17 protein-coding genes and 1 pseudogene are annotated in these 21,802 nt (G+C 67.2%); 6 read left to right on the forward strand and 12 right to left on the reverse strand.

Annotated elements, in window-relative coordinates; translation table 11 throughout:
• Positions 1-15 precede the first annotated feature (15 nt).
• From V6B97_RS00635 to V6B97_RS00650, 4 genes are all read right to left on the reverse strand, one after another.
• Complete coding sequence (locus V6B97_RS00635) at positions 16-1,185, reverse strand: pyridoxal-phosphate-dependent aminotransferase family protein (protein WP_333504561.1); 1,170 nt, start codon at positions 1,183-1,185, stop codon at positions 16-18.
• A 17-nt stretch (positions 1,186-1,202) separates the two neighbouring features.
• Positions 1,203-2,426, reverse strand: coding sequence for a class I SAM-dependent rRNA methyltransferase (locus V6B97_RS00640; RefSeq protein ID WP_333504562.1), 1,224 nt, complete (start codon positions 2,424-2,426; stop codon positions 1,203-1,205).
• Positions 2,427-2,715: 289 nt separating this feature from the next.
• The gene (gene polA / locus V6B97_RS00645) at positions 2,716-5,334 is read right to left on the reverse strand and encodes a DNA polymerase I (protein WP_333504563.1); all 2,619 of its coding nucleotides are present in this window, start codon (positions 5,332-5,334) and stop codon (positions 2,716-2,718) included.
• A gap of 258 nt (positions 5,335-5,592) precedes the next feature.
• On the reverse strand, positions 5,593-5,850 hold the full coding sequence (locus V6B97_RS00650; protein ID WP_333504564.1) for a hypothetical protein: 258 nt from the start codon (positions 5,848-5,850) through the stop codon (positions 5,593-5,595).
• A 635-nt stretch (positions 5,851-6,485) separates the two neighbouring features.
• Between V6B97_RS00650 and V6B97_RS00655 the strand changes: the two are divergent.
• From V6B97_RS00655 to V6B97_RS00665, 3 genes and pseudogenes are all read left to right on the forward strand, one after another.
• Positions 6,486-6,740: pseudogene (locus tag V6B97_RS00655) on the forward strand (TSUP family transporter); the annotation flags it as partial.
• 182 nt (positions 6,741-6,922) lie between these two features.
• On the forward strand, positions 6,923-7,612 hold the full coding sequence (locus V6B97_RS00660; RefSeq protein WP_333504565.1) for a Crp/Fnr family transcriptional regulator: 690 nt from the start codon (positions 6,923-6,925) through the stop codon (positions 7,610-7,612).
• A gap of 372 nt (positions 7,613-7,984) precedes the next feature.
• Complete coding sequence (locus V6B97_RS00665; protein WP_333504566.1) at positions 7,985-9,196, forward strand: AI-2E family transporter; 1,212 nt, start codon at positions 7,985-7,987, stop codon at positions 9,194-9,196.
• Positions 9,197-9,302: 106 nt separating this feature from the next.
• Here V6B97_RS00665 and glmS read toward each other — a convergent pair whose 3' ends face one another.
• The 6 genes from glmS to V6B97_RS00695 all read right to left on the reverse strand — a co-directional run bounded on the left by glmS (position 9,303) and on the right by V6B97_RS00695 (position 16,418).
• Positions 9,303-11,126, reverse strand: coding sequence for a glutamine--fructose-6-phosphate transaminase (isomerizing) (gene glmS / locus V6B97_RS00670; protein WP_333504567.1), 1,824 nt, complete (start codon positions 11,124-11,126; stop codon positions 9,303-9,305).
• A gap of 236 nt (positions 11,127-11,362) precedes the next feature.
• Positions 11,363-11,908, reverse strand: coding sequence for a hypothetical protein (locus V6B97_RS00675; RefSeq protein WP_333504568.1), 546 nt, complete (start codon positions 11,906-11,908; stop codon positions 11,363-11,365).
• Positions 11,905-13,731: a DEAD/DEAH box helicase gene (locus V6B97_RS00680; protein WP_333504569.1), complete on the reverse strand. Its 1,827-nt coding sequence runs from the start codon at positions 13,729-13,731 to the stop codon at positions 11,905-11,907. Before V6B97_RS00680 ends, V6B97_RS00675 begins: the two co-directional genes overlap by 4 nt.
• Positions 13,718-15,037 carry a hypothetical protein gene (locus V6B97_RS00685; protein WP_333504570.1) on the reverse strand — a complete coding sequence of 440 codons (1,320 nt, stop codon included), beginning with the start codon at positions 15,035-15,037 and terminating at the stop codon, positions 13,718-13,720. The genes V6B97_RS00680 and V6B97_RS00685 overlap by 14 nt, the downstream gene beginning before the upstream one ends.
• A 2-nt stretch (positions 15,038-15,039) precedes the next feature.
• Entirely contained in the window at positions 15,040-15,495 is a 456-nt protein-coding gene (locus V6B97_RS00690) for a BglII/BstYI family type II restriction endonuclease (protein WP_333504571.1), read from the reverse strand.
• On the reverse strand, positions 15,492-16,418 hold the full coding sequence (locus V6B97_RS00695; protein WP_333504572.1) for a DNA-methyltransferase: 927 nt from the start codon (positions 16,416-16,418) through the stop codon (positions 15,492-15,494). The genes V6B97_RS00690 and V6B97_RS00695 overlap by 4 nt, the downstream gene beginning before the upstream one ends.
• Here V6B97_RS00695 and V6B97_RS00700 point away from each other — a divergent pair.
• On the forward strand, positions 16,409-16,702 hold the full coding sequence (locus tag V6B97_RS00700) for a hypothetical protein (RefSeq protein WP_333504573.1): 294 nt from the start codon (positions 16,409-16,411) through the stop codon (positions 16,700-16,702). The two genes, V6B97_RS00695 and V6B97_RS00700, sit on opposite strands and share 10 nt — an antisense overlap.
• 229 nt (positions 16,703-16,931) lie before the next feature.
• Entirely contained in the window at positions 16,932-17,246 is a 315-nt protein-coding gene (locus V6B97_RS00705) for a hypothetical protein (protein ID WP_333504574.1), read from the forward strand.
• Between the two features lie 140 nt (positions 17,247-17,386).
• On the opposite strand, the gene V6B97_RS00710 is transcribed toward V6B97_RS00705, so the two are convergent.
• Both V6B97_RS00710 and V6B97_RS00715 read right to left on the reverse strand, forming a co-directional pair.
• The gene (locus tag V6B97_RS00710) at positions 17,387-18,046 is read right to left on the reverse strand and encodes an XTP/dITP diphosphatase (protein ID WP_333504575.1); all 660 of its coding nucleotides are present in this window, start codon (positions 18,044-18,046) and stop codon (positions 17,387-17,389) included.
• A gap of 190 nt (positions 18,047-18,236) precedes the next feature.
• Positions 18,237-20,117 carry a two-component system sensor histidine kinase NtrB gene (locus V6B97_RS00715; protein ID WP_333504576.1) on the reverse strand — a complete coding sequence of 627 codons (1,881 nt, stop codon included), beginning with the start codon at positions 20,115-20,117 and terminating at the stop codon, positions 18,237-18,239.
• A 262-nt stretch (positions 20,118-20,379) separates the two neighbouring features.
• On the opposite strand from V6B97_RS00715, the gene rimO reads away from it, so the two are divergent.
• Complete coding sequence (gene rimO, locus V6B97_RS00720; protein WP_333504577.1) at positions 20,380-21,735, forward strand: 30S ribosomal protein S12 methylthiotransferase RimO; 1,356 nt, start codon at positions 20,380-20,382, stop codon at positions 21,733-21,735.
• The last annotated feature ends 67 nt before the right edge of the window (positions 21,736-21,802 follow it).

A 21,802-nucleotide genomic window follows, 5' to 3' on the forward strand; every position in this document is an offset into this window, starting at 1 on the left:
CCTGATCCTTCGCGGTTAGATTTCGGTTCCCGGCGTCACCGCCAGCCCGGCCTGGTAGGCGGCCAGCGCCTGTTCCAGCACGTCGCGCGCGCCGATGTACCCGCCGCAGGCCCGGAAGCCCTCGGCCAGGGCATGCAGCCCGGCGGCCAGGTCCGCCCAGTCCAGCCAGCCCATGTGGCCCACGCGGATGATGCGTTCCTTCAGGTGGTCCTGCCCGGCGGCCATGATCACGCCGAAGCGTTCCGCCGCCACGCGCAGCACGCCGGTGGCGGGCACGCCCTCGGGCAGCAGCACGCTGGTCAGGCCCCATGTGTAGCCTTCCTTCACCAACGGCTCAAGGCCCATGGCCGTCACCCCGCGCCGGGCCATCTGCGTCAGCGCCCACTGCTTGCGGTACACGGTGTCCAGCCCGGCTTCCAGGAACATGTCCAGGCTTTCGTTGAGTCCGATGACAAGGCTCACCGGCGTGGTGAACAGGGTCTGCTGTTTTTCTTGGTTGGCCAGTTCGCCCCGGAAATTGAAATAGAAGCACGAGGGCGGCACGGTGTCCGCCTTGCGCCAGGCCCGCTCGGACAGCGCGATGAGCGCGAGGCCCGGCGGCAGCATCAGCCCCTTCTGCGAGCCGGTGAGCAGGCAGTCGATGCCCCATTGGTCCATGGGGCAGGGCGAGATGCTCACGGCGGAGATGCCGTCCACCACCAGCAGGGTGTCGCGCGTGGCGGTGAGCCTGGCGATCTCGCGCACCGGGTGCAGGGTGCCGGTGGAGGTTTCCGACGACTGCACCAGCACGCCCGCGGCGTCGGGGTGTTCGTTCAGGGCGGCTTCCACTTCCGCCGGGGTGACCGGGCGGCCCCAGTCCACCACCACGGACACCACGTCAAGGCCGCGCACGGCGGCGATCTCGCGCCAGCGCTGGCCGAACTTGCCGCCCTCGACCACGATGACCTTCTCGCCCGGCTTGAACAGGCCGTGCACGGCGGCGGTCATGACGCCCGAGCCGGAACAGGCCATGGGCAGCACCGGCTGCGCCGTGCCGAACAGCGTGCGCAGCTTGGGCTGCACCGCCGCCATGATGGCCTTGAAGGCGGGTTTGCGGTGGTGGATCATGTCTTGGGCCATGGCCAGCCGCACCCGTTCGGGAATGGGGGTGGGGCCGGGGGTGAGCAGGCGGGGCTTGTCGAGCATGCCGCAATGTCTCCGGTTCAGGCGCGGAAGATGCGCGCGGTGAAGGATTTCAGGTAGTCGGTCTCGGCCATGGCCGGATGCACCGGATGGTCCGCGCCCTGGTGCCCCTGGGCGATGATCTGGGCCTGCATCTTGCGTTTCGCCGCGGCATGGGTGAGCACGCGGCGCAGTTCTTCCCTGTCGAGGTGTTGCGAGCAGGAACAGGTGACGAATACACCCCCATCGGCCACCAGGTCGAGTGCCAGTTCGTTGGCCCGCTGGTAGGCCGCCAGGCCCTGCTTGGCGTCTTTCTTCCGTTTGATGAACGCGGGCGGGTCCAGGCACACCAGGCCGAACTTGCGGCCCTCGCGCCGCAGTTCCGCCATGGCCTCGAAGGCGTCGCCCTCGATGCCGTCGGCGTCGTCCACGCCGCCCACGCCGTTGATCCCGTGCGCGCGGCCATTGGCCTTGACGTTCTCCACCGCCAGTTCGATGGCCGGAAGCGAGGCGTCCACCAGCGTCACCGAGGCCGCGCCCGCGCGCGCCGCCGTGGCCCCGAAGCTGCCCACGTAGCAGAACACGTCCAGCACGTTCTGCCCCTTGGCGAAGCGGGCGGCGAAGGCCCGGTTGTCCCGCTGGTCGTAGAACCACCCGGTCTTCTGTCCGGCGGTGAGCGGCACGGTGAAGGCGCAGCCGTTTTCGGAAATCTCCGTGGTGTCGGGCACGGACCCGTAGGCCACGCGCACCTCGCGCGCCAGCCCTTCCAGTTCGCGCGAGGCCGTGTCGTTGCGCAGCAGCACCCCGGTGGCCCCCCTGTCACCGATGGCCTCCACCAGCGCCGCCACCACCGCGTCCGTCTGCGCGTCCATGCCCGCCGTGGTGATCTGGGCCACCAGCGTGTCGCCGTAGCGGTCCACCACCAGGCCGGGCAGCATGTCGCCCTCGCCGAAGCACAGCCGGTAGTGCGGCGTGTCGAACAGCGCCTGCCGCAAGGCCAGGGCTCGGCCAATGCGCGTCCTGAGCAGGTCCGCGTTCAGCGGGTCGTTCTCGCGGCGGCTCACCAGCCGGGCGCAGATCAGCGAGGCCGGGTTCACGTAGGCCGTGCCCAGGCAGCGGCCCCCGCCGTCCATGACCAGCGCGGCCTCGCCCGGCGCAAAGTCCTTGAGCGGCGTGCGCTGCACGTCCACCTCGTTGCTGAACACCCACAGGTGCCCCACGCGCAGGCGGCGCTCTTCCCCGCGTTTCAGGATCAGTGTCTTCATGCGGTCCTTCAATGGGAATACGAAAAGCGTTGCGGGGGAAGGGACCCTTTGCGCTCTGCGGTCCTCATCCGTAAGTCTCGCGCGGTGCGCTCGCCTAACGGCTGAGGCAAAGGGTCTCCTTCCCCCGGACCCCCATCCCCCCAAACTTTTTGATAGTGAGGAAAAGCGCCATGGCGTCAGCCCCATTTGAAAAGTTTGGAAGGGTGGAGAGGGGGTGTGGGGGAGAGGCGGGAAACTTTTTCAAAAGTTTCCCGCCTCTCCCCCACGCGATGTCTTCCAACAGATTTCGTCAATGCGCAACGCCCCAGTTCTCCCCTTGCCCCCAATCCACGGCGAGGGGCACGTCGAGCGCGACGCCGCCAGGCCGCACGCCGGACATGATGGCGGCCAGGCGTTGGCCTGCGGCGGAGGCGTTGTCCGCCGGAACTTCCAGCAGCAGTTCGTCGTGCACTTGCAGGATGAGCCGGGCGTTGAGGGCGCGCAGGTCCGGGTCGGCGTGGGCGGCCAGCATGGCCAGCTTGATGATGTCGGCGGCGCTGCCTTGGATCAGGGTGTTGATGGCCTGGCGGCGGGCCTGCGACTTCAACTGGGTGTTCTCGGAATGGATTTCCGGCAGCAGGCGGCGGCGGCCCGCCATGGTGGTCACGTAGCCCTGCTCGCGGGCGGATGCTTCGGCCGCGTCGTAGAATTCGCGCAGCTTCTGGAGCTTGCTGAAGTACCGTTCGATGAACGCCTTGGCCTCGGTGAGCGGGATGCGCAGTTCCTGCGCCAGCTTCTGCGGCCCCATGCCGTAGATGAGCCCGAAGTTGATGGTCTTGGCGTTACGGCGCTGGTCGGTGGACACCTGGTCCTGCGCCACGTCGTACAGCAGGCTGGCGGTGCGGCTGTGGATGTCCGCCCCCTCGCGGAAGGCGGCCAGCAGCGTGGGGTCTTGCGACATGTGGGCCAGCACGCGCAGTTCCACCTGCGAATAGTCGGCCGAGACCAGGCGCAGGCCCGGCGCGGCGGTGAAGCAGGTGCGCATGCGGCGGCCAAGGTCGCCCCGCACGGGAATGTTCTGCAAATTCGGGTTGCTGGACGACAGCCGCCCGGTGGCCGTGGCCAACTGGTTGAAGGTGGTGTGGATGCGCCCGGCCGCGTCCACCAGACGCGGCAGCGGTTCGAGGTAGGTGGAGCGCAGCTTTTCCAGCTTGCGGAACTCCAGGATGGCGTCCACCACCGGGTGGCGTCCGGACAGCTTTTCCAGCACGTCCTGCGCGGTGGAGGTCTGGCCGCCCTTGGTCTTGCCGCCCGTGGGCAGGCCCAGCGTGCCGAACAGCAGTTCGGCCAGCTGCTGCGAGGAGCGGATGTTGAACTCGCCCCCGGCGGCCTTGTAGACGTCGCGCGTCAGGCGGTCCAGTTCGGCCTGCACCTCGCGCAGGAAGGCGGCGAAGGCGTTCAGGTCCACGGCGATGCCCGTGGCCTCCATGTCCGCCAGCACGGGGATCAGCGGCATCTCCAACGTGCGCATCAGGCGCGACAATTGCGCCCCGGCCAGACGGCCGGACAGGGCGCCCGCCATTTCCAGCGCCAGCAGGCCGGGGTTGCCGGACGAGCGCTCCAGTTCGTCGCCCCAGCGGGCGGCCAGGCGCGGCCAGCCGTAGTCGCGCTCTTCCGGGTTCAGCAGGTAGGCGGCCAGGCCCAGGTCGAACCAGCGGGCCGGGTCGATGTCGCCCCACGCCGGGTCGGTGCGCAGCAGGTGCTTCACGTCGGGCGCGGCGACCTGGGCGGATTTGGACAGATGGCGGGCCAGCGCGGCCACCGGGCCGGAGTAGCGGCTTTCGCAGTCTCCGGCGGCCACGGCGTAGGCGATGACGTTGCCGTTGTCGAACAGCGGCACCACGGCGGCGGCCACGCCCTCGCAGTCGGGCAGCTTGCCGGGATCCTTGCAGGTGTTCACCGGGTCGGCCCGGCGGCCCTCGTCGCCGAACAGGCTGGCCTGCACCTGGCTGGTGGTGCGCGGGGCGGAGGTGACGCTGCCGTTCTCGATCATGCCGGACAGTTCGCGGGTCAGCTGGCGCAGCTCGAACTCGCGCAGCACGGCCCCGGCCTCGGCCGGGTCCAGCGGGTGCACGGCCAAGTCGGGTAGGGTCACTTCCGGACAGGCGTCGGTGGTCAGCGTGGTCAGCCGACGGTACAGGAACATGGTGTCCAGGTGCGGTTCGAACCTGGCGCGCAGCTTTTCGGGCAGCTCGCCCACGCGGTCGCGGATGTCCTCCAGCGAGGCGAAGTCCTTGAATATCTTTTCCGCCGTCTTGGGTCCCACGCCGGGGATGCCGGGAATGTTGTCCGACGAATCGCCGATGACCGCCTGAAAGTCCGGCCAGCGGGCGGGCTCCAGGCCCGTCTCGGCCGTGAAGTCCCGGAGCGTGACCAGCTTTTCTTCCTTGGCCGCCGGGTCCCACAGCACCACGTTGTCGTGCAGGCACTGCTTGAGGTCCTTGTCCGTGCCCACGATGACCACGGGCCGCTCGGCGCGGTGGCGCGCCGCCAGCGAGGCGATGCAGTCGTCGGCCTCGCACCCGTCGGAAACGACTAATGGGAGGCCAAGTGCCCTTACCATGCGCTTGATGGGGTCCAGTTGCTGCACCAGCGGTTCCGGCGTCACCGCGCGCTGCATCTTGTACGGCGGGAACAGCTCGTGCCGGAAGGTCGGCCCCTTGCCGTCCAGCACGAAGCAGAAGTTGGACGGGCGTTCCTCGCGCAGGATGCGCAGCAGGATGCGGGTGACGATGAACAGCGCGTTGGTGGGAAACCCGTCGGAGCGCTGCATGCTCTGGTAGGCGTAGAAGCCCCGGAAGATGAAGGCCGAGCCGTCCATGAGCCACAGGGGCTCGCCGCGAAGGCCGAGGCGTTGGGTGAGCGACATGCTGGTTCCGGTTGGCGGTTGGAGGTGAGGGGATGGCGCGGGCCGGGTGTGGGCCGGGCAACCCGCGCACAAGGTATACGTCAGGCCGCGCCCGAAGCAAAGCCGTGCGCGCGGGCTTGGACTGGGGGGAATCGGCGGGGGACGGGGGCGGCGGGGTGAGATGGCCGGGGCCGGGCGGCAGGCCGACCACGCGGAGCAGGGCGGGGACACTGCCGGTGCGCGGAGCAGGTCGCTTCCGCGCGCGCCGCAGAAGCGCCGTCACAGCGGCTTCACCCGTTCCCGCACATCCTTGCGCCAGCGGTTCAGCGGACGGCAGCAGCCTTCGCCCACTTGCAGCACGGCGGCGACCTGCGCGTCGGTCATGACCAGGCGGCAGCGGTAGCGCGCCCCGTCCCAGAACAGGCCGGGGCAGCGGCGGTGGTGGCCGTATGCCTCGCGGCCGGGCGGGCACTGCGCCTTGGCGCAGCAGAAGCCGCAACCCACGCAGGGACGTTGCAGGAACAGCAGGGCGAACACGGCGCACCCTCCCCCCCGTGCGGCGCCGCGCGTCCGTATGCGTGCCCGTTGCGCACCCCATGCGCGGGGGCGGGCCGTGCGGCAGGGACGGGGATATTTCATTCATACCCCGGCCCGCGCGGCTTGTCAGCCTTCCCTTGCCGTCACCCGTTCTTCCGTCTTTTTTCGCCTTCTTCCGTCACGTTTCCTCCGTTTATCGTCCCCGCGATAGAACCCTGCGGCCCCTTCGCGCTACTCCCGTGGCTCACGATGCGCGCCCCGCGTCCGCCTTCACCGGTGGCCGCGCGGGCGGCGGGCACACTTGATCGACGCAATCACTTCAACCAGCAAGGGAGGCGGGAATGGCGGATACGAACAAGACGGGCGTGGCGGCGGGCGCGGCCCCGGCAAACGGAGCGGCAGACGCCGAAATGGTCTGTTCCCCGTTTCTGACGGGCATCCGGGCGGTGCTGGGCGAGCGCACCCCCAGCAACATGCTTCTGTGGGCGTTGACCGCCGTGCTGCTGCTGGCGCTGGTCAAGGAATCGGTTGCGCCCTCGTGGACCGTGGCCTGGAGCCATCCCAGCTGGGGCACCGTCAACGTGGTGCCGGTGCTGGGCATCGGCGTGGGCATGGTGGCCGGGTTCCTGGGCGGCATGGTGGGGGCGTTCATCAGCCTGTTCTCCGTGCCCCTGTACACCCTGTGGCTGGGCCTGCCGGTCAAGGTGGCCCTGGGCACCAACAGCCTTGCCTCGGCCGTCATCGGCCTGATGGCGGCCATGGTGCACCTGTCCAAGAAGACCCCCAACATGAAGATCGCCTTCCCCATGATGGCCACCGGCTTTCTGGGCGCGGGCGCGGGTGCGTACATCTCGCTGGGCATGACCCCGGAACAGCTGAAGATGTACTTTTCCGTACTGGTCTTCGGCGCGGCGTTCTGGATGTTGTGGCGCGCCTTCCGTCCCGGCCCGGCCAAGGGCGCGGGCTTCGTGGCCACCGAAAAGCAGGGTCCCCTGTACGCGGGCGGTGAATGGAACGGCGTGCCCCCTTGTCATACGCCGCAGGAGCACTACGTTCTCCGACAGGGGGGCCCATGGAACGCAACTGGCATCTCTGGACCGAGGATTTTTTCGCCGGCCTGCCGGACGAGCGGGCGGCGTTTCTGGCGTTGTCGCGCCGGAGGGAACTTTCGAAGAACGACATGGTGTTCTTCGAGGAGGACTCCGGCGATTCGTGCTTCTACGTGGAGCAGGGCATCGTGCGCATCTTCCGCATCGCGCCCTCGGGCAAGGAGCCCATCTTCTTTCTGCGCAGGCGGGGCGAGATGTTCGGCCTGGCCGAAGTGCTGGATTCGGTGCCGCGCAAGGCCAATGCCCAGGCCCTGACCCCGTGCGTGCTGCGCGAGGCGGGCCGGGACGAGTTCGAGACCTTCCTGTCCGGCCACTTCGGCGCGGCGCGCAGGGTCATCGTCACGCTGGGCGGCCGGGTGCGCTATCTGGGCGAGCAGGTGGGCAACCTGATGACCTGCGACGTGGGCACCCGGCTGGCCAAGCTGCTGGTGTACATGGCCTACGAAGTGCTGGGCGACGAGGCTGCCTGGCACGAGCCCGCCGTGATTCCCGTGCGCCTGACCCAGGAGCAGATGGCCGCCATGACCGGCTCGTGCCAGCAGACCGTCAGCGACTTTCTGCGCGAGATGCAGGACGAAGGGCTGGTGCGGGTGACCCGGCGCGAGGTGGTGGTGGTGCATCCGTTGCGGCTGCTGGAGCGCGCGGAGTTGTAGGGGGTGCCGGCCTTTCCCGTGTCCCCCCCCCCCGTACGGCATGAGACACCGCAACGTCGCCGTGCCGCTGTTGCTTCGGCGGACACCGCATGCTAGCACCGCGCCATGAGTACCCCTGTACGTTCCCAACGCCGTTCCGCCCGGCCGGTTCTGCGCCGCGCCGCGTCGCGGCTGACCTCGCCCTGCGGCGGCTGCCCCGGCGCGTCCGATGCATCCGATGGCCATGCCGGTCCGGATGACGACGGTTCCCCCGGCAGCCCGCGTGACGCCCTCCGGGGCGCTTCGGACCCCTTCGGGCCTTCCCCCTGCGCGGGGTGCCCCTCCACCTGCGCCCCAGTCACCCCAATCACTCCAGTCGGGGGGGACGCCCCCGTGCAGCCCCGCGTCCCGTCAGCACCTGGCCACGCCGCGCCCACGCGGGTCTGGCTGGCCCTGCTGGCCGTGGTGGCCGTGGGCATCGGCTGGCTGCTGGCCCGGCCGTTCATCCATACCCTGGCCGTGGCCATCGTGGTGGCGGCGCTGGCCGCCCCGTTGCAGGAACGCATCGCCCGCCGGGTGCGCCAGCCCGACCTGGCGGCGGCGTCCACCATTCTCACCCTGCTGCTGGGCGTGGCCGCGCCGCTGGCCGTGTTCGTGGCCGCGCTGATTCCCCAGGCCCGCGCCCTGGCCCGCGCGGCCATGGCCTTTTACGCGGCGTCCGGTAACGGCGCGGGCAACGGCGCGCCCGACGCAGCCGCAGCCGCCGGTACCGCCACGGGCGCCGCCGCTGCGGCGGGTTCCCTGCCCGCCCCGGTGGAACTGGGGCTGGCCCGGCTGCACGAGCTTTCGGTGTGGGCCACCCGGACCCTGGCCGACTTCGGCATCGACGCCTCGGACTTCATCGACTTCGACCCGGCCAGTCTGCGCGGCACCCTGCTGGGCGCGGCCCGGCAGGCCGGGGAGGCCGTGCTGCACGGCATCACCGCCGGGGTGGGCAACGCGGTGTACCTGTTCGGCCATTTCCTGCTCATGCTGTTCATCCTGTACTTTCTGCTGCGCGACGGGCGGCAGATGATGGCCTTCGTCAAGCGCGTCTCGCCGCTGGCCCACGCCCAGGAGGACCGCCTGCTGTCGGCCCTGCGCGGCGTGGCCCGCTCGGTGTTCATGGGCGGGGTGCTGGTGGCCGTGTTCCAGGGTGTCATCGGCGCGGTGGGCTTCGCTTTGGTGGGCCTGCCCGCGCTGTTCTGGGGCTTCGCCATGTCCTTCGCGGCCATGATCCCCGTGGTGGGCACCGCGCTGATCTGGGCGCCGGCCACGGCCTACCTGTACCTGTCGGGCGAGACGTGGCGGGCGGTGTTTTTGCTGGGGTGGTGCGCGGTGCTGGTCTCCAGTTCCGACGGCCTGCTGCGGGCGTGGTTCATGAAGGAGGGCGCGGGCATTCCCATGGTCTACCTGTTCCTGGCCATCCTGGGCGGCCTGAACATGTTCGGCATCCTGGGCCTGTTGTACGGCCCGCTGCTGCTTACCTTCGCCATGGTGGCCCTGACCATGTACGCCGAGGTGGCGGCGGAGATGGCCCCCAAGGACGGCGGGCCAGTTCGGTAGGCCCGGTAAGCCCGGCAGGCCCGCCAGTTCGGCGCATGATGAAAAACGCCCCGCACCTTCTCCGGTGCGGGGCCTTTGTCGTTTCGTGCGCGGGCAGGGCGCGCCGTTATTCCACGGTCACGCTCTTGGCGAGGTTGCGCGGCTGGTCCACGTCCTTGCCCAGGTAGTCGGCCGCCTCGTAGCTGAACAACTGCACGGCGGGCAGCACCAGGAAGGCGGCCATGGGGCCCCAGGCGTCGGGGATGGACCAGGGATGGTCCACCTTCAGTTCCACGCCGGGGTTGGTCAGGGCGATGATCTTGCCGCGCCGGGCCTGCACTTCCTCGATGTTGGACTTCACCTTGGGGAACAGCTCGTCGTTGAGCGCCAGGGCGAAGGTGGGGAAGTCCGGGTCGATGAGCGCGATGGGGCCGTGCTTCATCTCGCCCGAGGCGTAGCCCTCGGCGTGGATGTACGAGATTTCCTTCAGCTTCAGCGCGCCTTCCAGGGCCAGCGGGAAGCAGTGGCCGCGCCCCAGGTAGAAGAAGCTCTTGGCCTTGGAGTAGGTGCGGGCCAGCGTCTGCGCCTCGTCGCGCATGGCGGGCAGCACGGTTTCCAGTTGGCCGGGCAGCTTCCTGAGGGTTTGCAGCACGTTGGCGCGCACGGTGTCGGAAAGCGCGCCGGTGTTGCGGCCCCAGTGCAGGGCCATCAGGGTCAGCAGCACCATCTGGCTGCACATGGCCTTGGTGGAGGCCACGCTGATTTCCGGCCCGGCCTGGGTGTAGATGACCGCGTCCGCCTCGCGCGCGATGGACGAGCCCACCACGTTGCACAGGCCCGCCACCTTCACGCCATGCTCCCGCGCGATGCGCAGGGCGGCCAGGGTGTCCGCCGTTTCCCCGGACTGGCTGATGACCAGCACCATGTCCGCCGGGTCCAGGATGATGTCGCGGTAGCGGAACTCGGAGGCGATTTCCACGTTCACCGGCACGCGGGCCCAGCTTTCCAGCAGGTGCTTGCCCCACATGCCCGCGTGGTACGAGGTGCCGCAGGCCACGATGTGCAACCGCTTGGGCACCGGCAGCGCGGCCAGTTCCGGCAGGGTCACCTCCATGCGGCCCCAGTCCACGCGCCCGGCCAGGCAGTCGGTGATGACCTTGGGCTGCTCGAAGATTTCCTTGAGCATGAAGTGCTTGTAGCCGCCCTTCTGGGCCGCCTGCATGTCCCACTGGATGTGGTTGACGGCCTTGTCCACCGCCGACAGGTCGGCGATGCGCATGACCTTCCACGAGTTGGCGTCGATGCGCACCAGTTCGCCGTCCTCCAGGAACACCACGTCGCGGGTGTAGGGCAGGAAGGCGGGGATGTCGGAGGCCACGAAGTTCTCGCCGGTGCCCACGCCCAGGATCAGCGGGGCGGACAGGCGCGCGGCGTAGAGCACTTCCGGCTCTTCCGGCGTGGTCAGGGCCACGGCGTAGGCCCCGTGGGCCTGGCGCAGCGCCCAGGCGAAGGCGTCGAGCATGGTGGCGCTGTGCTTGCGGCCCTCGGAAATGAGGTTGGCCAGCACCTCGGTGTCGGTTTCGGAATGGAAGACGTAGCCCTTGGCCACGAGGTCGGCCTTCAGTTCCGCGTAGTTCTCGATGATGCCGTTGTGCACGATGGCGAGGCCGCCGTCGTTGGACTTGTGCGGGTGGGCGTTGCGTTCCACGGGAATGCCGTGGGTGGCCCAGCGGGTGTGGCCCATGCCCGTGGTGGCCACGGTGTTGGGGCAGGAGGCCAGCTTTTCGTCAAGGGCGGACAGCTTGCCCTCGGCGCGCACGGTGATGAGCTCGCGGTTCTGGACGAAGGCGACCCCCGCCGAGTCGTAGCCCCGGTATTCGAGGCGGCGCAGGCCTTCTATGATGAGGGGAACGGCGGGACGATGACCGGCGTATCCGATGATGCCGCACATAGGTGGTGTGCTCCTTGGGAGAGGCGCGGCGGACGCCGCGCGGCGACGGCCAGGGTGGCCGCCGGAAGGTGTGGGCGAGGGTGGCGGCGTATGCCGCCCGAACGATTCCTCGCGGTGTGGCATGTATCAGGTTTGCGGCACGGTTCGCAACTGGTGGGGGGAGGGGGCAGGGGGGGAGGGGGGGGCTGACGAGGTGGCCTTATGTATGAAAGTCAAAAGATAACTAAAACATGTAATTAGCGTAAGATGGCCACCCATTTGGGCATGCGTCCGGTGCGTTGATGCTCATGCATCAGCGTGAGGCGTTCGCCGACTCTGCCGGTCTTCATGGCGTCTGCCGACCTTTGACCGCGAGCCAGCGCTCCCATGGTGTCCCAAAACTCGACCACGTCGTCATCCAGTCCATAGGCGAGACCAGCTTCTGTGAACACCTGCGCGATGCTCTTCCCGGCGAAATTCAACACTCGCGACCTGCCGAAGACCGCATTCTGGACCCATGCTGGCCGCAACACTTCAATGTAATCCAGAAGCGCCAGTCTTAAGCGCAATTCATAGTTATCGACGCACAGGATACGCATCCCGGCTGGGGTCACGACAGCCAAGCCATCGTCGCTCTGCTTGAGCCAGTTCAGGGTTTGTGCCGCCTCGACGACCTGATCCACTGGCATGCCGCGGAACTTCGCAAACTCGGCGAGGACGGCAGCGAAGCGCGGAGCGCGGCGCACGACAATGTCGAGCAGGTCGAAGCAGCCTTGCGCAAGGCCGGGCGACAAGGGCTTCATCTCTGCTCCCTGGAGCAATCGCGCAACAAGGCTTCGATGTCTTCCGTCATCAGGCCAGCGCTGTAGTCCTCGGAGTCGTCGAGGTCGGTAGGGTCGATAGGGATGGGGTCGATGCGCAACGAAGAATCATTCAAGGCATCGGCCATGCGCTCGACCTTGAGACGGAGCCGCTCGTGGACGGTTTCATCCACCGACTCGGCGCATGCGATGATTTCGATGTTTGTCGCCTGATCTGGCGGCAGCCCGAAGCGGTGAATGCGGTCGAGAGATTGCAGGTAGTGCGCCGCATTGAACGTCCTATCAAGATATATGGCGTGGTGGCAGACGCGGTGCAGGCTTACACCTTCGCTGGCCGCCGCGGGATTGGCGACCATAACGCGCACGTTCGTGTCGTCGTGGAAGAGCCGAATCTTGCCTTCCCGCGTGTCATCATCGTTCTCGTCGCCAGCGTCCACGCCGCCGTGAATGTAAACCGCCCCGAGGTCAGCCAAGCGCTCCGCGATGTACTCGACGTTGCGCACGAAAGATGACCAGATGAGCACTTTGTTCCCGGCTCGTGCCAGCTCTCTTGCTCGCCGTAGCAGGAATCGCAACTTCGGCCCGTCCCCCTCGGCGAGGACGGCGGCGAGAATGTCGGCGTGCGCGAAGCCGATTTCAGAAGCGAGCAGTGCGGGGTTCGACACGAATTGGAGCAGACGCGCCACGGAACGCCCCAAGGTCCGGAAGGCCCGCTTGCTGCGGTAATTCAAGGCTGTCGCTGCCTCACGAGCCACCTCAAACTTCATCAGCCGGTAGAGTTCCGCTTGCAACGGCGCCATCGGCAAGGAAATGGTGTTCAACGTGATTGGCGGTAGGCCGAGTTCCGCCTTGTTGGTTCTCACGTAAACGGGCCGAATTAAATCAACCACATCCGTGGAACTTGCTGGCACCTCCGGATAGAGGAAGGTGAACTGCGGGATGATATCCTCGGTGGACTGGGGCATCGGCGTGCCCGACATGATGAGCTTCCCGACGGGCAGGTGCGAGAAGTTTAAAACCGCCCTTGCCGACTGGCCGTTCATGCCGCTCTTGATGCGGTGGCTCTCGTCAAGGAACACATGCACGCGATGGGCGGCGCAATGTTGAGCGATGACATCAGGAACGCGTGCGAGTTGTTGGTAGGTGATGAGCATGAAGCGCGGGTCATCGGCAAGGTCGCGTGTGATGCGATCCATGCCGCCACGCAGTCTATGAAAGATGTAGTCGCGGCCAGGCATGCATTCCGCGATTTGTTCATCCCAAGCCGCAAATGCGTTTTTCGGGGCGATGACAAGCAGACGCTCGTCGGCCTGCGCTTTGTAGAAGAAGCAGGCCAGCGCCTCGGTCGTTTTTCCTGCGCCCGGTACGGAGAACGTGGCCGCCGCTGGCAGGGCCGCCATTCGCCCTACGTTGCGCACCTGCTCTGCGGAGAGCGTTCTGCCGAATCCCACGACGGCGAGACGTTCACGGAGTGCGGCTTCGGGGATTCCTGCGGCGTCTTTGGCGGTGTCGTATGTGCCACGGATTCGAGATGCCTGTCGTAGGAGTTCCGCGGCTTCCCGCCCAATGGACAATTCCCTGCCGATGTGAAGCCCGAAGCCACGGAACAACTCCAGAATCCGTGGGCGCATGGCGACGAAGTTCCACCACGGCATAGAGAGTTGCCATGGGCCTTCACTCTCCGTATCATCGCTTTGGTCGAACGAGAGGCGCCGGATGGAGTCGAGCCAACGCGTTGTCTCGTCTTGCTCGGCCCACCGAAGAATGGCGCGCCTGTCGTGGCTTCGGTAGTCAATCTGCAGCATGGGCGTCCAAGTATTCCTGAATCCGTCCGACGAGCTTCATGATGGCGTCCAGTTGTCTTGCGACGCCGTTCCGTTTCGATTCGGGGCGCAGTCCCTCGGAGACGGCGGCTTCCAGTTGCGAATGCGCTCTTGAGCAACAGGTCAGCAAGAAGTTGGCGTTTTTTGCGTCACGCTTAAGTTGCTTTTGGCTCTCGATGATCTCCACGATGATCTTGCGCGCCTTGTCGCTGTTCTCTGGCTTTTTGAGCGCCACGGCGAGAGGAACCGTTATCGCCTCGCCCTGGGGAGCCGGAGCGGCGTCTCCGCCTCCACCGTCGCCAAACATTTCATCAAGGTCTGGCACCGCCTCCGGCACTTCGACCGGAATTTCTTCTTGCAGCTTCTCCTTAATGGCGTCCATGCTTGCGGCGATGGCGGGAATCTGGTCATACAAACGGCCGCCGCCCTCCTCGGGCTTGTCGATGAGAGTGAACGCTGCCTCCTTGAAAAGCTCCTTGTCGCCGACGCCGTTCATCTTCTGCCGCAACGCGACGATTTTTTGGAACGCATACTCATGGTTGGAGACGTTTGACCACATGTTCTGTTGGCCCCGAGACCGTAGATACTCGTCGGCGTAGGCCCGCATGTCGAGCAACTCGCGGACCTCGCCCTCGGTCATCTCGTAGAGTTCTGCGAGTTCCGCCTCGTTGAAACCGTCCCGCTTCTGCTTCTCAATGAGCATGTTCGCCTTGGCGTCCCACGTGTAGTCCGCGCGGATGTCCTTCTTGACTTGGATTTTTGCTTCAATGCGGTCGATTTCACGCTCGTCGCAAGGCGGGAGTACGGCAACGTCGATATGCCGGAAGTGTCCATACTTCGTCGTGTCGGAGTGCAGGAGGTGTCGCCAACATGCCAGTCGACGGTTGCCGTTTACGACAAATCCGTGTTCGTCGAGAAGAATCGGATTGACCTGCTGGTGCGCGGTGTCCGTGAAGTATTCCAGAAGCCCCTGAACCTTGACCACGCTTAAAAGCAGGTTGTGTTGCGCCTCTTGAGCATCCCACAACTCCGGATCACCCGAAAACAGGTCTGGACGCACGTCTGGCCGTTCCGCGAGGTGTTGCGCCTGAAGCGAAACCGTCCGCCCGTTCGTGAGCCTGTACTTGGGGAGGTCGATGGGGACGCGGACGATGGGAATATCGAGGTTCTGACCTTGAAACGTCACGCGTTCCGAGCCGCTCCGAGCCGGGTTCTCGTGCGCCCTCTTGATTTCCTCGGCCCGTTTGTTTTGCGGCCATCCGAATCTGCTCTGCGTGTGCTCCGCCATATTCACTCCAGGGAGAATACGAGTGTCGGGGTCGAGTAGGCAGGTCTGAAAATCGTGAGTTCCCGCTCAAGTCTGCCGGCGTTGGCCATGTTCGATCCGAGTACCTTGGCGACGGGAGACGACGGCACGACGATGATGGCCGCCCGTATCGTCCCGGCAAGGTACATGGTCTGCAGCTTGAGAATGTCGGCATACATACGGGCGATGTTGCCCGTCTGCAGGCACAGTCCGATGCGGTCCTTCATCGAGGTGATGGTGATGTTCGAGTCGCGGGAGACGAGCACCTCGCCGGACCACCCGGTCGCATGGATCTCGGCGAGAAACGCCTCGCGGATGCTCGTGACGCAGCCCTTCACGAGCTTGATGTCGATAGCGGTGATGGCCGTGGCGATTTCCTGCCTGATGGTTTCGGAGAGGGCCTCGAACCCACCCATATGACTGTAAGTGCAGTGCTTCATGCCTTGAATCCTTCTGGTGGCTTGGAGAGGCTACTCTGCGTGTGGTCGTAGATCGGCTGGTCGTGCGGCCTGTACTTCGCCTTGCCCGCCAAGGCGTCCTTGAGCCGCTTCACGCCCGTCTTGACGTACCCTGCCTTGCACTCGCACCCGATGAAGCGGCGTTTGTGGATGATTGCGGCAACGCCTGCTGACGCCACACCAGCGAACGGGTCGAACACGAGGTCACCTTCGTTTGTGGTCGCGAGCACGAGTCGTTCGATGAGGCCGACCGGGAACTGGCACGGGTGATCCGTTTTCTCGATGTGGTTGCTTTTGACGTTCGGGATGCTCCAAACGTCCTCGGGGTTCTTGCCCAAGGGGTTGCCGGACGGTTCACCGGTCTTCGGCCCCTTGAAGTGCTTTTTGCCAGGGTACTTCGCCGGGATGCGGACGGCATCCAGGTTGAAGATGTAGTTCCCGGTCTTCGTGTACCACATCACGGTTTCGTAGCGGCCGGAAAAGCGCCGCTTGGTGTGTAATCCATGCCCGAAGTGCCAGATGATGCGGTTACGGAGTTGCAGGTCGTGTTTTTTGAAGATGAACGCCATCTCAATGTCCAGCGGCATGATCTGGCCGTTGTCAATGTAGTTTCCGACTTGCCAACAGAGACTCCCGGTGTCCTTGAGCCGCGGGATGATGAGGTCGAGGATATTTTTTTGCCAATCTAGGTACGCCTCAAGCTCTGCTTTCTTCTCGTAGGACTTCCCGATGTTATAGGGCGGAGAGGAGACCACGAGGTCGAAGAGCGGTTTGTCTGGCAACCGCGTCAGGAATTGCTCGACCTCCCCGCTCCACATGGCGCACGCGGGGAACTCGTTGGGCAGGGCATTAGATGGGCGCAGTATGTGGACCTTGTCGTACAGGGGGGAAGTCAATGGAATCATTCAGTTTTATCTTGCTATATTACGTGGTTGGCGACGCATGGCGCCAGCTAATTGCGCGCTTCGCTCTTCCTATACGGTGGATAGAGGCTTTTGCCAACGTCGTGACGCTCACCATGGCGCAGGTGGATGCCTTGGCCGCCATAGTGAGCGGTACGGCCGGAGCCGACACCATTACCATGCGCACGGACCTCGCCGCCGTGGTGTATGGCGGCGCGAGTAATCCGGAGGCGTCCTGCGCTGAATGGCGACCGCAGCGCGCGGCCCTCTGTCCGCCGGAGGCATAACGAGATCAAGCGTGGGCAAAAGGGCTGGCGTGTCTTCGTAGAAGCCGCCCCCATCCGCGCACACCCCCTCCCTTCCCTTTTCCCCCTCCCGCACCCGCGCCGCCCTTCCCCCCACTTGACGCCACCCGCCCGGCATGCCAACAAAAATCCCGCGACGGGAGCACTCTTCCCCGTCTTCCCCCCGACAGGACACCCCCGACACCCGCCGACCCCCGGCAGGAGGCCGACCATGTACGCCATCAACTATCTGCTGAACCTGTGCGGCATGGCCATGCTGGCCGGGGCCGCCTTCAACTGGCTGCGCTGGCGCGCGGGCAACCGGGCGGCGGGCATCCGCGCGCGCAACCTTGCCGTGGGCGGGGCCATGCTGCTGGTGTTCGGCAACCTGGTGTCGCCCATCGAAACCAAGGTGGTGCAGCCGGTGAACGCCACCGCGCCCGCCGTCCAGTCGCAGCAGATTCAGCCCGAGCCAGCGCCCCAGCCGGTTCCGCAGGCCCCAGCCCAGCCAGCCGAGCCAGCCCAGCCGGAACAGCCTGCCAAATAGGAAGCCCTCGGGCGGGCCGCCCGGCCACCCGCATCTTTTCAAAAAACCAGAAGCCCCGCGATGGTCCGGATGTACCGGAGCCTCGCGGGGCGTTGCATGTCCGACGTATGGCAAGCGGAGCGGTGGGAAACTGGCCGTGGCTAGTCCCGGCCCCCGGCGAAGGCGGGCCACAGTTCCAGCAGGCGGCGCAGGGCCTTGCCCCGGTGGCTGCGGGCGTTCTTTTCGTCGCGGGTCAGGGTGGCGGCGGTGCGGCCCAGTTCCGGGTCGAAGAACAGCGGGTCGTAGCCGAAGCCGTTGTCGCCCTGCGGGGCGGTGGCGACCCGGCCTTCCCAGGCCCCGGCGGCGGTGATGTGGCGGCCGTCCGGCGCGCAGGCGGCGATGACCGAACGGAAGCGCGCCGTGCGCCGCTCGTCCGGCACGTCGGCCAGGGCGGCCAGCAGCTTTTCGTTGTTGCGGGCGTCGGTGGCGGGCACGCCGTCTTCGGCGGAATAGCGGGCGGAATACACACCGGGCGCGCCGCCCAGGGCGTCCACCTCCAGCCCGGAATCGTCGGCCACGGCGATGCGGCCGGTCAGTTGGGCCACGGTGCGCGCCTTGAGCAGGGCGTTTTCCTCGAAGGTGGTGCCGGTTTCCTCGATTTCACCGATTTCGGGATAGGCGTCGAGGCCGACCACGGTGACGCCGGTGTCCCTCAGCATGTCGTCGAGTTCACGGATCTTGCCCGCATTGCGGGTGGCCAGCACGATGACGGAGGTGTCACCGGGGATGTTCGTGGGGGTAGTGTTCGAAGCGGTGGGCATGGTGTCGTTGGTCTGGGTTCGGGGTTGGGATGGGGGCGGGCGATGCCCGCGCGGGGCGCATTGTGCGGAAGAATCGTCCCGGAGGCAAGCGGGCATCGGGTGGCTTCCGGCATGCCCGGTGACGGTGGCGGCAGCGACGGCCGTGGCCCTGCGTCGGCCGCCCGGTTTCCCTGCCCCCCCTCCCCGGGGGTCAGCCCTTCATCCCCTCGCCCGCCGGGTCGTCCCTTCGGGGTTCCGCCGGTTTGGGCACGGCCAGCAGCGGTTGCAGGTACAGGGTGATGATGGTGCCCTTGCCCACCTGGCTTTGCAGGTCCACCCGGCCGCCCATTTCCTCGATGATCTTGCGGCTCATGGCCAGGCCGATGCCCGCGCCCTTCTCCTTGGTGGAGAAGAACGGGCTGAAGATCTTGTCGTGCAGTTCCGCCGGGATGCCCACGCCCGTGTCCGCCACGGCGATGTGCACGTGCTGCTGGGACATGCCGGTGCGCACGGTCAGGCGGCCGCCCTCGGGCATGGCCTCCTGCGCGTTCTTGACGAGGTTGATCAGGCACTGCTTGAGCATCTCGCCGTCGCCGTGCGCCTTGGGGATGGCGGGCGCAAGCTGCATGTCCACCTCGATGCGCCGCTGGTCGAACCCGATGCTCATCAGTTCCATGGTCTGGCGGGCCAGCAGGTTCAGGTCCACCTCGCCCTGCACCGGAGAGGTGGGCCGCGCGAAGTTCAGGATGGATTTCAGGATGGTGTCCAGCCGCCGCGATTCCTCCAGGATCACCTGCACCTTGCCGCGCGCCGTCTCGTCCAGCGAGGGCGAGCGCAGCAGCGAATTGGCGAAGCCGCCGATGGCGAACAGCGGGTTGCGTATCTCGTGGGCCACGTAGGTGGACAGTTCGCCGATGGCGGCCATCTTCTCGGCCTGTTGCAGGCGAAGTTCCATGTTGGTGCGGTTGGTGATGTCGCGCCGCATCTCGATGACCCGCGTCAGGCGGCCCGCGTCGTCGGTGACCGGGTAGGTGTACACCCGGAAGTACTGCGCCCGCCCGTCGTCGTTGACCTTGGTGTGGATGCGCTCCGCCTTGTGGCCGGTGGTCACGGTCTCGCGGAAGGTGCAGCCGCCGTGCTCGGGCGGGCAGCAGAAGGCCGCGCCGTCCAGTTGCCAGCAGCAGGTGCCGATCCAGTCGTCCTTGGTGCCGCCCTTGCGTTGCAGGATGTTGCGGTTCAGGTCCACGATGCGGCCTTCGGTGTCCAGCAGCAGGATGTCCTCGTCCACCTGGTCGATGAGCGTGGCGAACAGGTCGCGCGCCTCGCGCAGGTGCAGGTTGCAGGTGGAGCACAGCTTTTCCGAGGCCAGCATTTCCCACACCCACAGCGCGCCGCCCGCGTCCAGCAGCGAAACCCCGGCCGGGGCCGCCGCGCGCAGACCGGCCATGTGGCGGCCGTCGTCGGACAGGTCGATGACCATGCGCAGGCCGGGCAGGGCCGCGAACAGGTCGGCGGCGGATTCGAAGCGGCCCACCCCGCCGGGCGCGGGCGGCGCGGGGGGCAGGCCCGCGCGGGCTTCGAGCACGGCGGGGTCCGTGTGGGCGGGGTCTGGCGGAGTGGAAAGCGGGGCGGCGGTGGCGGGTGCGCTCAGCGGCTGGCAGGCGTGAAGGACCAGTTCGTCGTGGTCCTGCCTGGTCAGCAGCATGCCCGCCAGATGCACCCACGGAAAACCCTGCAGAAAGTCGGGCCGTTGCAGCAATCCGGCCACCGGGCGCAGGGCGCGGCCCACCCCGGCCAGCGCCACCGGAAAGGGGCGGCGCGGCGCGGCTTGGTCGGCCGCCTGCCGGGCGGCGGCATCGGCGCCTGACTTGTCATCCGCACCTGACTCGCCGGATCGGGCGGGCCGGGCGGACTGGCCCCCCGGCGCACAGGCAGGGCCGCAGCCTGTCCCGCACCCGGCCCCGTGTTTGGCCTCGTATCCGGCATGTCGGGTTCCATGGTCGTCATGTTCGGACGCGGGGCGGGTGTCGTCGCCGGATTCCGGCTTGGGGGCGTGCGGCGCAGGGGGGCCGGAAGAGGGCAGCGTGGTCATGCGGGGCTCCTTGGGCCGGTGTGGGCGGCGGACGTGAGACGGACAGGGGGCAGCCCGGCGCGGATGTCGCGCCCGGACTGCCGGAGGCGGGGGCTTGCGCGCGGCGCGCATTGCGGGTACGCGGCACCCAGCACCACGCCCATAGGCCTGCCCTGCGGTTACCACCGGGGGGCCGGGGGCGGATCGGCTTCCGTGGCACGGCATGTGCCGCCACGGGGGCGTGCGGTACCCTCCACCTTTCCCATACCCGGAACTCCATCCAATGATAAGTGTTTATTCCGTCAGCCTCGGCTGCCCCAAGAACCGCGTGGACACCGAACGCCTGCTGGGCGCGCTGGGCACCCCGGTGCGCCCCGTGGACACCATGGCCGAGGCCGACGTGGTGCTCGTGAACACCTGCGGCTTCATCCTGCCCGCCGTGGAGGAATCGGTGCGCACCGTAGTGGAGGCCGTGGACGAGATTTCCGGCCTGGCCCGGCGGCCCCTGCTGGCCGTGGCCGGGTGCCTGGTGGGCCGCTACGGCGAGCGCGACCTGGCCGCCGAACTGCCGGAGGTGGACCTGTGGCTGCCCAACCAGTCCATCGGGACGTGGCCGCAACTGCTGGTCAACTCCATGGGGGCCGTGGGGGTGGCCGCATCCGGCGGCATCGTGCCCGGCTACGCGGGCGGCACGCGGCTGTTGTCCACCGGGCCGTCGTACGCCTGGCTGAAGATCAGCGACGGGTGCCGCCACAACTGTTCGTTCTGCACCATCCCCTCCATTCGCGGCGCGCACCGTTCCACCCCGGCGGCGGAACTGGAGCGCGAGGCGCGGCAACTGCTGGACATGGGCGTGCGCGAGCTGATCCTGGTGGCGCAGGACGTCACCGCCTGGGGCGGCGATTTGGAGAACGGACCCGGCGGTTCCACCGGCAAGGGCGACCTGCGCCGCCTGCTGGACCGCCTGCTGCCGCTGCCGGGGCTGGACCGGCTGCGCCTGCTGTACCTGTACCCGGCCGGGCTGAACGACGAACTGCTCTCCTACCTCGCGGCGGCGGGCGCGCCCTTCGTGCCCTATTTCGACGTGCCCTTGCAGCACGCCCACCCGGACGTACTCGGCCGCATGGGGCGTCCCTTCGCCCGCAACCCCCGCGTGGTGGTGGAGCGCATCCGCAAGCATTTCCCGGACGCGGCCCTGCGCACCTCGATCATCGTGGGCTTTCCCGGCGAGACCGAGGAACACTACGCCGCGCTCACCGATTTCGTGGTGGAGACGCGCTTTCACCACCTTGGCGTGTTCGCCTACCGGGCCGAGGAAGGCACCCCCGCCGCCGCCATGCCGGACCAGGTGGCGGACAACGTGAAGGAATGGCGGCGCGACGCGCTGATGGAAGCGCAGGCCGAAATCAGCGAGGAGATCATGGAAGGCTACGTGGGCCAGCGCCTGCCCGTGCTGGTGGACGCCCCCCACGACGAATGGCCCGGCCTGCACACCGGCCGCACCTGGTTCCAGGCCCCGGAGATAGACGGGGTGACCTACGTGAGCGGGGCCGGGGTCGCCCCCGGCGCGTTGGTGGAGGCGGACATCGTGGAGGCTCGGACATACGACTTGGTGGCCCTGGCCGAGCCGGAGGAATAGGGCGCGCACGGGGCGTCCGGTGTCGCGCGGGCGTGTTTCCCCTGCGGCGGCATGTCTGTATGGTGGC

The organism is Nitratidesulfovibrio sp. 1201_IL3209 (genome assembly GCF_036763125.1).
In the GTDB taxonomy this organism is placed as follows: Bacteria; Desulfobacterota; Desulfovibrionia; order Desulfovibrionales; family Desulfovibrionaceae; genus Cupidesulfovibrio.

Bases quoted from the DNA above. Each gene is read 5' to 3' on its own strand.
- V6B97_RS00635 (WP_333504561.1), bottom strand. From the start codon at position 1,185: ATGCTCGACAAGCCCCGCCTGCTCACCCCCGGCCCCACCCCCATTCCC.
- V6B97_RS00640 (WP_333504562.1), bottom strand. From the start codon at position 2,426: ATGAAGACACTGATCCTGAAACGCGGGGAAGAGCGCCGCCTGCGCGTG.
- polA (WP_333504563.1), bottom strand. From the start codon at position 5,334: ATGTCGCTCACCCAACGCCTCGGCCTTCGCGGCGAGCCCCTGTGGCTC.
- V6B97_RS00660 (WP_333504565.1), top strand. From the start codon at position 6,923: ATGGAACGCAACTGGCATCTCTGGACCGAGGATTTTTTCGCCGGCCTG.
- glmS (WP_333504567.1), bottom strand. From the start codon at position 11,126: ATGTGCGGCATCATCGGATACGCCGGTCATCGTCCCGCCGTTCCCCTC.
- V6B97_RS00675 (WP_333504568.1), bottom strand. From the start codon at position 11,908: ATGAAGCCCTTGTCGCCCGGCCTTGCGCAAGGCTGCTTCGACCTGCTC.
- V6B97_RS00680 (WP_333504569.1), bottom strand. From the start codon at position 13,731: ATGCTGCAGATTGACTACCGAAGCCACGACAGGCGCGCCATTCTTCGG.
- V6B97_RS00685 (WP_333504570.1), bottom strand. From the start codon at position 15,037: ATGGCGGAGCACACGCAGAGCAGATTCGGATGGCCGCAAAACAAACGG.
- V6B97_RS00690 (WP_333504571.1), bottom strand. From the start codon at position 15,495: ATGAAGCACTGCACTTACAGTCATATGGGTGGGTTCGAGGCCCTCTCC.
- V6B97_RS00700 (WP_333504573.1), top strand. From the start codon at position 16,409: ATGGAATCATTCAGTTTTATCTTGCTATATTACGTGGTTGGCGACGCA.
- V6B97_RS00695 (WP_333504572.1), bottom strand. From the start codon at position 16,418: ATGATTCCATTGACTTCCCCCCTGTACGACAAGGTCCACATACTGCGC.
- V6B97_RS00705 (WP_333504574.1), top strand. From the start codon at position 16,932: ATGTACGCCATCAACTATCTGCTGAACCTGTGCGGCATGGCCATGCTG.
- V6B97_RS00710 (WP_333504575.1), bottom strand. From the start codon at position 18,046: ATGCCCACCGCTTCGAACACTACCCCCACGAACATCCCCGGTGACACC.
- V6B97_RS00715 (WP_333504576.1), bottom strand. From the start codon at position 20,117: ATGACCACGCTGCCCTCTTCCGGCCCCCCTGCGCCGCACGCCCCCAAG.
- rimO (WP_333504577.1), top strand. From the start codon at position 20,380: ATGATAAGTGTTTATTCCGTCAGCCTCGGCTGCCCCAAGAACCGCGTG.